The following is a 9,942-nucleotide window of genomic DNA, read 5'->3' as shown; positions in this document are numbered from 1 at the left end:
GGGCGGGGCATGCCACATGCTGTTCCTGTTCCTCGTGGTGCTCAACCTCGTCTCCGGGTTCGAGGCGCTGGGCACGCTGATGGCGGTGGGGATGATGATGCTGCCCGCCGCGACCGCGCGCCTGTGGACACGCAGGCTGTGGGTCATGATGACGCTGTCCGCCACGATTGCCGCCCTGTCGGGACTGGGCGGCCTGCTGGTGTCGTTTCACTGCCGCATGGCGTCGGGGCCGACCATCATCCTGACATGCAGCCTGTTCTATGGCGTCTCGCTCCTGCTGGCGCCGATGGGGCTGGCATCGCGCCTGTTCGCCCCACGCCTGACACGCAACTGATCCCCCGAACGCGCTTGGAAAAGGCACCCTGACATGAAACTCCGCCTTCTGCCGCTGGCCTGCGCCGCCCTTGTGGCGGGGCTTGCGCCGGTGCATGCGGCCATGGCCCGCACGGTCCATGCCGTCGCCAGTTTCACCGTGCTGGCCGATGTGGTGCGGCAGGTGGGGGGCACGCATGCCACCGTCACCTCGCTGGTGCCGCCCGACGGGGACCCGCACGAATTCGAACCCTCCCCCGCCGATGCCGGGAAGCTGCAGCAGGCGGACGTGATCTTCCTCAGCGGCGAGGGGCTGGAGACGTGGTTCGTCCGCCTTGCCCGCGCGGCGGGATACCATGGCACGCCCGTCATCGTATCCGATGGCATCCCCGTGCATGACATGAGGGAGGACGGGCACGACGTGACCGACCCGCATGTGTGGAACAGCGTGCCGAACGTGGAAATCTGGACGCGCAACATCCGCGATGCGCTGATCCGGGTCGATCCGGAGGATGCGGACGCCTTTCGCGCGAATGCGGACGCCTACCTCATCCGGTTGCGCGACCTTGACCGGTATATCCGTGAACGGATCGCAACCGTGCCGGCCGAACGCCGCCGGGTCCTGACGGGGCATGACGCCTTTGGCTATTTCGGGCGCGAATATGGCGTGACCCTGATGGCGCCGCAGGGCCTGTCAACCGAGACCGAGGCCTCCGCCGCCGATGTCGCCGCCCTGATCCGCCAGATCCGCACGCTTGGCGTCAGCACCTATTTCATGGAAAATGCCGCCGACCCGCGACTGGTGAAACAGGTCGCCACCGCCACGGGCGCGCGTCCGGGCGGCACGCTGTATGTGGAGGCCCTGTCCCCGCCCGATGGACCGGCGGCGGACTATATCTCCATGATCCGCCATGACGTGGACCTGATGGTCCCGGCGATGCTGACCTCGCACTGACGCGCCTTCACCCCGCGGCGGCGGCTTTGCGCCGGACCTGATCGCACAGGCTGCGCCGCTGCGGGATGTCGAGGTCCGTGATCCGCATGCCGTTGGGGTTCGCGGGTTGCAGGATGCCCGCCGTCCCCTGCGCATAATCCATGTCGCCGCGATGGTCGTTGAAGACCGCATTGGACCGGGCGATCGTATGGTCAAGCAGCGCCATCGTTTCCGCATGCGGCAGCAGGCCGTTGCTGATGCAGAAATTGAGATACCCGGCCAGTCGCGCCCCCGGCGCGCCCTCAACGGCGCCCTGGGCCACCGATTGGGGTGACGATGCGGGCGCGGTGGTGGTCCGTGGCTGTGCCAGTGCGGGGCTGGTGGCAAGGACAAACGTCACGACCATGAGCCCAAGCGGGGGATAACGCATCGCTTTTCATCCTTCTTGCGGGACGTAAAGATGAGTGCATGGTCCACCCCATCCGGAACCGGAAGGGGGGACCCTGCCGGATGCAGCCCTAACCACCCACACGGGAAGGAGTTTCACGCAGGCCCCATCAAAAGCGGACCCGTGAAAATGCCGCAGGAACAATCCAGAAGTTTTTGGTGAAGCTTTTTCCAAAAAGCTTCGAAAGACGCCGCCTTTTTCGATCAAAAGGCGGCAATCCATGCGACCGGGCACGACCTGATAATTCTAATGATGAAGAAAACCCATGCCGGTCTGCATGGCTGTATGCAGGACATCCGACCAGATGCTACCCCCACCCGGGCCACCGCGCCCCCCATGGGAAGGGTCGCCATCTTCCGAGCCATCGGTGACAGGCAGGCCATCATCGTCGAGCGGTGGCCGATGTTCAGCACAGGCGGCAAGCAGCAGCAGACATCCGGCGGCCACCATAATCCGGAGGGAGTGACGCGACATCACCCCTTGCCGCCGATCTGTATTTTCGAGACGTCCACGTCCTGATTTGCGTTTCCTGCCGGCGGTTCCGGTGCAGCATGCCTCTCCCGAGGTGCGGGGGGTGGATCGCATGGGACGGCTGACCGCTCCATATCCGGCGGTGGCCCCATATGGCCCCCGAAACCGCCGCCATCACCGCGCATTCCATCATTGCCCATGCCTGTCATGCCGCTTCCCGGCATCCTCATGCCGGACATTCCGCCGGGACCATCCGCCATGCCTCCGGTCATGTCGCCACCACGAAAGCCCTGCCCCATGTCCGGCGGTCCATCTGGCGGATGGGACAGTGGCCCCCTGCGGCAGCGGGAGTCGGTTTCGCGATGCTGCCCGTGGCATGCGCCCAGACCCAGGGGCAACAAAAGACATACAGATGCGACAAATGGACGGATGCGGGACATGGAACTTCAGCATTTGTTCAAGGATGCTGAAACATTATCGCCCCATGCGGCCAGATATTCGTTACGAAGATTTACTTAATGCATCCGACTGTATGCATGACGCGATGCAGTGCCAGACCCTGAGCGCCTGGCCAGGATCCGGATACCGGCAGTGCTCATGCCTCATTGTTCGAGACAGGAGGTGCAGCCTGCCGGGAATGCCATTGTTCTGACGGGCGGATTGTCAAACCCTGCCGGAGATGCACAAACCTTGGCGGAAAACTGAGAAAAATCAAGGAATTGGCGGACTCGAAAGGATTGCAATAATCCTGATGATTCAATCACTTAGATGCACAAACCTGATTATTTCACGCATTGAAAACAAAGGGTGTTTTTAAGAATTGTCAAACCTATTCGGCTTGTACCCGCCCTCACCATCCCCTATAATCAGACCTGCTGCGGCGGCAACACCCCGGACAGTGAGGCGTCGCAGCGCCATGATGTAGGGTAGAGCAGTCCGGTAGCTCGTCAGGCCCATAACCTGAAGGCCGCAGGTTCGAATCCTGCCCCTGCAAGAGATGGAGTGACGCCACATATCAGGGCCGACCATGTAAACGGGGACATGATATGGCGCGAACGACACGTGCCCCAACGTCGGAGAGAAATCTCCCTCAGATTTAGGGTTGAATTTGTCGTGACAGCCGGAGAGACGGCACCTATTTCGTCGCTTGGCGAAAATGGTGAGTCCCTCGGTTTTAGAGGGCCAGACGCCTGATACCTATCTATCTCAAGCGGCAGAGGGTGGAAGCCCCGCGCCAGTTTCAGAGGTGCGAACGCCCGTCCAGTTGGCCCGGAGATGGTAACATCACCAGACGAGCCAGAGGCGTGACAGCAGGGAGAGACCGCCGCCCCGGTTCCACTCAACGGGGCAACAAAACGGCAGGGCCTTCGCGGGTTCCTGCCGTTTTTCTTGCATTTTCTTGTTGACTCGCGCTCATTTTGTCCGCATATTGCGGACATGGCAAGGGAATTGACCCGGCCTTATTTGAGGGAACACCCCAATGAGCGAAACGGTAGCAACCGAAATGGATTTTCAGGAACAGGTCGCCCGCATTGAAATGATGCAGGAAGAGACCCGCAAGTATGTGGCTGAACAGCACAAGCTGATGGCCGAAACCGCCAAACTGAACCGGGACCGCTGGCTTGCACCTCTGGTAATCGTCAGCAGCCTCGGCGGCGGTGTCCTCGCGGCAATTGCCAGTCACATGATAAAAGGGATGGGGGGATGACCCCCACCCGCTTCCGGGAATGCCTTGCTGCGATTGGATGGTCGCAGCGGGGATTCGCCACGAAAATTGGTGCAGACGAACGTCTGGCGCGTCGATGGGCGGCAGGGCAATCAGACATCCCGCCATCTGTTGCCGCGTGGCTGGAGGTTCTGGCCCGGGTGCATGAGGAGTTCCCGTCACCCAAGGAATGGCGACGCAAAGAGGTTTAGTGCTTGCTCCCCACAAACGGCGCAACCGGCGCGCGCGGCGTGCACTGGCCCGCATCCCAACTCCCGATCAGTTCCCCTACCCGCTCCCGCAACGCTTCCCGATCCTCAATCAGCCGCGCTGCTTCCTGATGACGCGCATCATCATTCTGCGCGAACAACTCTGTCTCGTAACCGATCTGCCGGGACATCTCCACGTCCGGCAGGGAGGACAGCGGCGCATAGGCCACCGGCAGGCTGACCTGCTGCGTGCGCGTCCGGCTGGCCGATCCCTGCACACCGACCGTCGGAGTCGTGGTGATCGCGCCGACCGTGAACTGCCCGGACTGGGTGAACGACCCGGACAGTTCCAGCGTCACGTTGCCTGCAATGGTGCCGATGACCGGGTCTTGCCGGTCCTGAGAACACTGCGCCGCCCGGATCGCCCGTTCAAACTGCGCCGATTGCGCCGGTGTCCAGTCGGCGGTGTGGGAGACTGACACCGCCCCGGCTTGCGCGAGGCTGGACTGAATGGACGCCATCGCCGCCGGGATCGTGGTCTGCACGCGCGGCTGACTGGCGCAGGCGGACAGGGCCAGCAATCCGGCCAGCAGCGCCGCCCTCATGCCGCACCCCGCAGATATGCGTCGTTGGCCGCAACCAGCGCTTCCCAATCCTGTCCGGTCGGAGCCAGCCCGGTGGCGGGCATAAGTTGCCGCCATGCGATGGCGTGGACTTCCATGATGCGAGACTTGATCCAACGCCATGTGACTTTCTGAAGTGTGCCCCAGGTAATCAGGTCGCAAATATCGGTATCGTCCGTTCCGGCGTATCCCCAAATCAGTGGAGCATGACCATTCTTGGGATTCGGATTCGGGTCGCCACGGCTGGCGGGAATGTCCGTATCCAGCACCGGCGCGAGATTCCCGTTCTCATCCTCCCACAGATCCGCATCTGCAAACTGAACGGCGATATATCCCGCCGACATCCCAGCCATGATGTTCCTCAGACCATTCAGGTCGCCCGGGTCCGCGCTGCCCCATATGGGAAACAGAGTCTGGTTGGTCACGGCGTATCCATCACGCATGGCTGTGGTCAGCACATCGACTTCCACGCCGCCGTTGTCCGTGCGCGGATCGCCGGGGACGTAGCCGGTGGATAGCGAATAGAACGCCTCGGCCTGCGCCGTGGTCACGTCCACCTGGAAGCCGCCCAGCGCCGCCGTGGCGCGGGCATGGTTGCCGAGGGCTGCCGACGTGCAATCCCCAAGCACGTCATTGCCGAGCATCAGCGGTGCGGGGTCGATATGATCGCGGATCAGGCGCGGCGGCGCTTTGCGGGCGCAGAAGCCGCGCATGGCCGACAGCATGGGCTGGCCCGCACGGGTTTCCGCCGGGCGGCAGCCGAGTTTGCGCAAGTTCGCAAGTCGGGGGCTTATTTCGTTCATTTATGACCGATTTATGTTGACATTCGCGCATATCTGCGCGATATTGTGGACATGAAAGCCGCTGACCTCCTCGCCCGTCTCCGCCGTCTCGCCAACAAGAATGGCTGGAACATGACCGAGCGTAAGGGGAAGGGGTCGCACATCGTGGTGCGGCTGAACGGCAATTCGACGGTGGTATCGAACCATCGCGGTGACATGGCCACCGGCACGTTCCGCAAGATCCTCAAGGATCTCGTGCTGACCGAAACCGATCTGGAGGTATGAGGATGCTTTACGCTTACCCGGTCAATCTGGAGACCAATCCGGACGGCACCATCACGGCCTCATTCGAGGGGTTGCCCGGAGCGACCGAGGGCGCAACCCGGCAGGAGGCGCTGCGCGAGGCGCAGGACCTGCTGGTCACGTCCCTGTCCATCTATGTGGACGACGGCGCGGCCGTGCCAGTGCCGCCCGCGGCCAATGGTCGCCCTCTGGTCTATGTGCCCATGCTGGAAGCGGCCAAGCTGGCGCTCCATACGGCCATGCTGGAAAACAGGGTCAGCAACGTGGAACTGGCGCGCCGACTGGGCGTGGCCGAATCATCCGTGCGTCGGCTGCGCGATCTGTTGCATGAAAGCAAGATCGGGCGCGTCGAGGCCGCCCTTCATGCGCTTGGGCGGCAGGCGACAGTCGAGGTCCTGGAGGTTGCATGACCATGGACCTGACATCGCGTGCAGTAGCATTTGCCGAGAGAGGGATTGAATTACTCCAGTCCCCGGTTCCGTAACTGTATTGCCATATAGAGCGCATGCAGCTTGAGGGGGACAGTAACCAGCAGCCCGATGAGGACGGTCACGCCGCCCGCACCGGCAATCACCCCCTGCACGAAGGGCGTCACCCCTGCGTCGCCGTGAAAATGGCGATCTGCCCGATAGCCGCATCCGGGTCCACGGGCGCAGCGCTCCGCAGGCGTGCGCCGGACATGTCCACCATGGCCTTGAGCAGGTCGATCAACGTTTCTGCTGCCCCCGCTGCCGTCTTGGCCTGCGTGACCACGCTGCTCGACAGGTTCGCCGCCGTGCCGACAATCACCGCGATGATGAGGCTGTCGATCTTCTCCACGTCCGCAAGGACGCTGTCGAAGGCTGTCTTCACGCTGGCGTTGTCATAGGAAACCGACGTGCTGGAACCGGCTGCGGTCTGGAACGCGGTCAAGCTGGATTTCAGGCCCGCGATGGCGGTATTTGCCAGCGTGACGTTGGCGGTCCCCATCGCGGCAGATACGAACGACAGGCCGATGGCTGTGCTCGCGAACGACAGCACGGCATTGCCGTAGTCCACCACCTCGCCCACGTTCAGGGTCAGCGTGGTGGTCGTGCCGGATTTGGTCACGGTGCAGGCCGCAAGAAGGCCAGCCGCCAGCGTTCCGGCCCCGGCGCGCAGCAGGGACCGGCGGGAAATGTGGGTCATGGGATGGCTCCAATAAAAAACCGCCTCGGTGGGCGGTATGTGGTGGGTCAGGATGTGGGGGTTTCGGGCTTGCCCTTGCGGTCGAGGACCGGGATTCCCGCCGCCGCGACTGCCTGTTTCGCCGCCGGTTTGTCCGGCAACGGCACGCGCACGCCAGACTGACCCGGTTTGAAATGGTTTTCCGCCCAACCGATGTTCAGGCCGATGGTCGTGATGAGCTGATAGGCCACGGCCCATTTGCTGCCTGCATTGGGAGGCGGAACAAGCGCCGTCACCACTCCGCACGCGATGATGAACAGCGCGACATAGAGCGTGTATTGCTCCGGGACTTCGGTCAGCAGCAGCGCGAATATGGCGCCAATTCCGCCTAGTTTTGCGGTGGTGTTCATGTTCGTGTTTTCCTGATTTGGGGGATGCTCATCCTGCAGGTTCCTGCAGGTGCAGCACCGCGTGCCAGATGGTCTGTCCGAACTCCTGCCAGCCCAGCAGCGTGCCCAGCCCCGCGAGGACAACGACCGCCCACGTGGTATTGCGGTTGAACAGGCGCTGGCGCTCCTCACGCGCGCCGCGTTCGCGATTGGTAGCGTCGAACAGCAGACGGATGTCCGCGCCAAGGCCCCGCAGTTCCGCGCGCAGTTCGTCGTTCTGTTCTTTCTGGCTTCGGGATCGCTCCCGTTCCTCGCCATTCTGTTCGGCAATCTGCTGCAAAATATGCTGCTGTCCGGTCTGGAGGACGCCGAACCCGGTGTTCAGACGTTCAATCTGCAAGTCGTGCCGCTCCAGATGTCCGTCATGCCGGTCCAGTCGCACGTCGTGCTCGTCCAGTCGCGCCAGCACGTCCGGCGTCGTATCGTCAGTCATTCATTCTCTCGGCAATAAAAAACCGCCCATCAGGCGGCGTGGCAGGCGCGGATTTGTGCGGTGGCGTTCAGGCGACAGGCGCGCCCCCCAGTGCCTGTTCAACCTGCGTCAGACCAAGGTGCCCCGGCCCGTTTTCCACCACGGCAATGCCGCAGATCAGGCGCGCCATCGTGGCCGGGTCGCGCAGGTCCAGCACGGTGTCGGGGCCAACGCCCATCTTCTGGCACAGGACGGAGATATACGCACCCGTGGCGTTCTCGCACGGGGGGGCATAGACGCGCACGATATCGGATACCGTGGTCAGTCCACGCTCACCGTAGCGCAGCAGCTGGTCACGCAATGCGCGGATGCCGTCCGCCATGGTCGCGAACGCGGCAAAGCGCGGGTCGGCCACGCCCGTTTCCAGATGCGCGCCCGCCTGCCCCACGAAGTCGAGGTTGCCGGGATTGTTGTTGCGGATGCCACGCGGGATCATGTCGCGCTTCCTGTCGTGGCTGCCGTGGCTGTCGTGGCCGTTGTGGTCGCAGTCGGCGCGGTGTAGGTACTGCCGATCGGATAGGCCCCGTCGGCATCCAGAGCCAGTGCCAGACCCGCGCCGGGGTTAAACGTGCTGGTCCCATCCCACAGGATGCTGTTGACCACATACCCCACGCCTTCGGTCCCGGATGCGACCGTCCGATATACTATATAATTCTGGATGCTGGGGGTTGCCGTGGTCGTGGTCGTGGTCGTGGTCGTGGTGGCTGTCGTTGTCTCGGACATGGCTGATCTTCTCCTTATGGGGCCGTGGTCAGGATGGCGTATCCGGGACCACCCGATCCGCCGTAATAATTGTTGCTGGTTGAGGTGTCGTTGTAAGCACCGCCCCCACCTGCGCCGGGAGCATTGCCAGACGTGCCCCCGCCATTACCGGCGCGACCACCGCCACCCCATGGGCCCGCGGCACCGTTACCTTTGGCGAGATTGGTCCCGGACTGCCCATCGCCACCGAAGCCACCGTTGGCTTGAAGCTGGACCGTGCAAGCACCGCTGCTGGTCACATTTCCGGGGGAACCGCCAGCCGCATCGGTAACGTCATTCCACACTCCGCTCTCGCCACCCGTGCAGGTCAGCACCACGGTGCCATTAATGGAGATCGTGGTTGACCCACCATACGTAGGGCTTCCGGTCGTATGGGTAGGAGAAGACCCGCCAGAACCGATGCTGACAGTAACCACGTCCCCGGCCGACACGGCCAGAAACCCCCTTGCGTAGGCACCGGCACCACCGCCAGCGGCGTAAATCGATTCCGTGGTTTCGTTGCCCGAGGACATGCCCCCGGCACCCCCAGCCCCCACGGCTTCAAAGAAGATGCGCGACACGCCCTGCACAACCGTATAGGTGCCCGACGATGCGAAGGGCATGGGGGTCGCGATATCCCCCGGCAGGGCAAGCTGGTGTGAGCCGCCGTCATAGGCGAAAGTTGGATGCCCGTTGGAGGCGAGATATAGTTCTTCGCCCTTGTAATTGCCGCCGGATGTTGTCCCGCCATTGACATAGCCCGACAGTTGCGAGTTCAAGGCGATCTGCACGACCGTCGTGGAACCGGCACTGGCACCATAGGCGAACATGGGTGCGCCGAGGGAGCCCGACCAGTGAAGCCCCTGCCCCTGCGAGTCACCCGTCGCCATGGAAAGCGTGCCAGAAACTCGCGTGGCGGTATCGGCTTCACGCGCAGTCACTTCTGCTGCCAGCGAATTGCTGACCGCCGTTACATCCGACAGGTTCGCCGACACGGTGTAAACGTCAGCCATCTTCACGGACTGGAACGCAAGGCGTCCGTCGGAATTGATCGTCAGGTCGCCCACCTGCGTCGAACCGGACAGGATCGTCCCGTATGACGATACCAGATATCCGCCCTCTGTCAGGGCATTGCTGTTGTTCGGGTCCAGATAGGAATATCGCAGGCCGGAATAGGTGGAATCCTTTCCCACAAAAACCTTGGTCGCGGCCTGGTAGACACCGCCGCCCTGCTGCACCGGGGTAAAGCCAAGCGATGCCTGCAACCCGGTGAACAGCGACTGCCACGCAGCCCCCGAGGCGCCCGGCGTGGTCATGTTGTCATCCGTGGTGGAGACGTAATACACC

The 9,942-nt window shown here is 62.9% G+C and carries 16 protein-coding genes and 1 tRNA gene; 7 read left to right on the top strand and 10 right to left on the bottom strand.

Annotated elements, in window-relative coordinates; genetic code table 11:
• The coding region (locus tag HNH97_RS15640; RefSeq protein ID WP_171791506.1) for a metal ABC transporter permease at positions 1 to 334 on the top strand (334 nt) is incomplete at its 5' end.
• Positions 335 to 367: 33 nt separating this feature from the next.
• Positions 368 to 1,267 (top strand): metal ABC transporter solute-binding protein, Zn/Mn family, encoded by a 900-nt coding sequence (locus tag HNH97_RS15635; RefSeq protein WP_171791505.1) that lies wholly within the window; start codon positions 368 to 370, stop codon positions 1,265 to 1,267.
• Positions 1,268 to 1,274: 7 nt separating this feature from the next.
• On the opposite strand, the gene HNH97_RS15630 is transcribed toward HNH97_RS15635, so the two are convergent.
• Positions 1,275 to 1,676: a hypothetical protein gene (locus HNH97_RS15630; protein ID WP_244949494.1), complete on the bottom strand. Its 402-nt coding sequence runs from the start codon at positions 1,674 to 1,676 to the stop codon at positions 1,275 to 1,277.
• Between the two features lie 267 nt (positions 1,677 to 1,943).
• On the opposite strand from HNH97_RS15630, the gene HNH97_RS15625 reads away from it, so the two are divergent.
• The 3 genes from HNH97_RS15625 (at position 1,944) to HNH97_RS15615 (ending at position 3,873) form a co-directional block, all read left to right on the top strand.
• Positions 1,944 to 2,213: a hypothetical protein gene (locus HNH97_RS15625; protein WP_171791504.1), complete on the top strand. Its 270-nt coding sequence runs from the start codon at positions 1,944 to 1,946 to the stop codon at positions 2,211 to 2,213.
• 872 nt (positions 2,214 to 3,085) lie between these two features.
• Positions 3,086 to 3,159, top strand: a tRNA-Met gene (locus tag HNH97_RS15620).
• Positions 3,160 to 3,645: 486 nt separating this feature from the next.
• Entirely contained in the window at positions 3,646 to 3,873 is a 228-nt protein-coding gene (locus HNH97_RS15615; protein WP_171791494.1) for a hypothetical protein, read from the top strand.
• Positions 3,874 to 4,078: 205 nt separating this feature from the next.
• Here the strand turns inward: HNH97_RS15615 and HNH97_RS15610 are convergent, their stop codons facing one another.
• Complete coding sequence (locus tag HNH97_RS15610) at positions 4,079 to 4,684, bottom strand: hypothetical protein (RefSeq protein ID WP_171791503.1); 606 nt, start codon at positions 4,682 to 4,684, stop codon at positions 4,079 to 4,081.
• The gene (locus HNH97_RS15605; protein ID WP_244949493.1) at positions 4,681 to 5,505 is read right to left on the bottom strand and encodes a hypothetical protein; all 825 of its coding nucleotides are present in this window, start codon (positions 5,503 to 5,505) and stop codon (positions 4,681 to 4,683) included. Before HNH97_RS15605 ends, HNH97_RS15610 begins: the two co-directional genes overlap by 4 nt.
• Before the next feature lie 51 nt (positions 5,506 to 5,556).
• Between HNH97_RS15605 and HNH97_RS15600 the strand changes: the two genes are divergently transcribed.
• A complete protein-coding gene (locus HNH97_RS15600; RefSeq protein WP_171791501.1) occupies positions 5,557 to 5,769 on the top strand; it encodes a type II toxin-antitoxin system HicA family toxin in 213 nt (70 codons plus the stop codon).
• Between the two features lie 2 nt (positions 5,770 to 5,771).
• A complete protein-coding gene (locus tag HNH97_RS15595; RefSeq protein WP_171791500.1) occupies positions 5,772 to 6,197 on the top strand; it encodes a type II toxin-antitoxin system HicB family antitoxin in 426 nt (141 codons plus the stop codon).
• Between the two features lie 50 nt (positions 6,198 to 6,247).
• On the opposite strand, the gene HNH97_RS18215 is transcribed toward HNH97_RS15595, so the two are convergent.
• The 7 genes from HNH97_RS18215 to HNH97_RS15565 form a co-directional block, all read right to left on the bottom strand.
• Positions 6,248 to 6,382 carry a hypothetical protein gene (locus tag HNH97_RS18215; RefSeq protein WP_265176066.1) on the bottom strand — a complete coding sequence of 45 codons (135 nt, stop codon included), beginning with the start codon at positions 6,380 to 6,382 and terminating at the stop codon, positions 6,248 to 6,250.
• Positions 6,379 to 6,954, bottom strand: coding sequence for a twin-arginine translocation signal domain-containing protein (locus HNH97_RS15590; RefSeq protein WP_171791499.1), 576 nt, complete (start codon positions 6,952 to 6,954; stop codon positions 6,379 to 6,381). Before HNH97_RS15590 ends, HNH97_RS18215 begins: the two co-directional genes overlap by 4 nt.
• 47 nt (positions 6,955 to 7,001) lie before the next feature.
• A complete protein-coding gene (locus HNH97_RS15585; RefSeq protein ID WP_171791498.1) occupies positions 7,002 to 7,343 on the bottom strand; it encodes a hypothetical protein in 342 nt (113 codons plus the stop codon).
• Between the two features lie 28 nt (positions 7,344 to 7,371).
• Positions 7,372 to 7,815, bottom strand: coding sequence for a hypothetical protein (locus HNH97_RS15580; protein WP_171791497.1), 444 nt, complete (start codon positions 7,813 to 7,815; stop codon positions 7,372 to 7,374).
• 67 nt (positions 7,816 to 7,882) lie between these two features.
• The gene (locus HNH97_RS15575; RefSeq protein ID WP_171791496.1) at positions 7,883 to 8,290 is read right to left on the bottom strand and encodes a structural protein; all 408 of its coding nucleotides are present in this window, start codon (positions 8,288 to 8,290) and stop codon (positions 7,883 to 7,885) included.
• Positions 8,287 to 8,577 carry a hypothetical protein gene (locus HNH97_RS15570; RefSeq protein ID WP_171791495.1) on the bottom strand — a complete coding sequence of 97 codons (291 nt, stop codon included), beginning with the start codon at positions 8,575 to 8,577 and terminating at the stop codon, positions 8,287 to 8,289. The genes HNH97_RS15575 and HNH97_RS15570 overlap by 4 nt, the downstream gene beginning before the upstream one ends.
• 14 nt (positions 8,578 to 8,591) lie before the next feature.
• Positions 8,592 to 9,942: glycine-rich domain-containing protein (locus HNH97_RS15565; protein WP_338085475.1), on the bottom strand; the 1,351-nt coding region annotated here is incomplete at its 5' end.

Origin of the sequence: Gluconacetobacter entanii (genome assembly GCF_013155425.1) — a bacterium.
Taxonomy (GTDB): Bacteria; Pseudomonadota; Alphaproteobacteria; order Acetobacterales; family Acetobacteraceae; genus Novacetimonas; species Novacetimonas entanii.
Note: the sequence above shows the minus strand (reverse complement) of the source record. Positions and strands in the feature narration are given on the sequence as shown.

Coding starts and splice junctions, on each gene's coding strand:
- HNH97_RS15575 (WP_171791496.1), bottom strand. CDS start 8,290: ATGATCCCGCGTGGCATCCGCAACAACAATCCCGGCAACCTCGACTTC.
- HNH97_RS15630 (WP_244949494.1), bottom strand. CDS start 1,676: ATGCGTTATCCCCCGCTTGGGCTCATGGTCGTGACGTTTGTCCTTGCC.
- HNH97_RS15585 (WP_171791498.1), bottom strand. CDS start 7,343: ATGAACACCACCGCAAAACTAGGCGGAATTGGCGCCATATTCGCGCTG.
- HNH97_RS15635 (WP_171791505.1), top strand. CDS start 368: ATGAAACTCCGCCTTCTGCCGCTGGCCTGCGCCGCCCTTGTGGCGGGG.
- HNH97_RS15600 (WP_171791501.1), top strand. CDS start 5,557: ATGAAAGCCGCTGACCTCCTCGCCCGTCTCCGCCGTCTCGCCAACAAG.
- HNH97_RS15625 (WP_171791504.1), top strand. CDS start 1,944: ATGATGAAGAAAACCCATGCCGGTCTGCATGGCTGTATGCAGGACATC.
- HNH97_RS15595 (WP_171791500.1), top strand. CDS start 5,772: ATGCTTTACGCTTACCCGGTCAATCTGGAGACCAATCCGGACGGCACC.
- HNH97_RS15615 (WP_171791494.1), top strand. CDS start 3,646: ATGAGCGAAACGGTAGCAACCGAAATGGATTTTCAGGAACAGGTCGCC.
- HNH97_RS15605 (WP_244949493.1), bottom strand. CDS start 5,505: ATGAACGAAATAAGCCCCCGACTTGCGAACTTGCGCAAACTCGGCTGC.
- HNH97_RS15570 (WP_171791495.1), bottom strand. CDS start 8,577: ATGTCCGAGACAACGACAGCCACCACGACCACGACCACGACCACGACC.
- HNH97_RS15590 (WP_171791499.1), bottom strand. CDS start 6,954: ATGACCCACATTTCCCGCCGGTCCCTGCTGCGCGCCGGGGCCGGAACG.
- HNH97_RS15610 (WP_171791503.1), bottom strand. CDS start 4,684: ATGAGGGCGGCGCTGCTGGCCGGATTGCTGGCCCTGTCCGCCTGCGCC.
- HNH97_RS15580 (WP_171791497.1), bottom strand. CDS start 7,815: ATGACTGACGATACGACGCCGGACGTGCTGGCGCGACTGGACGAGCAC.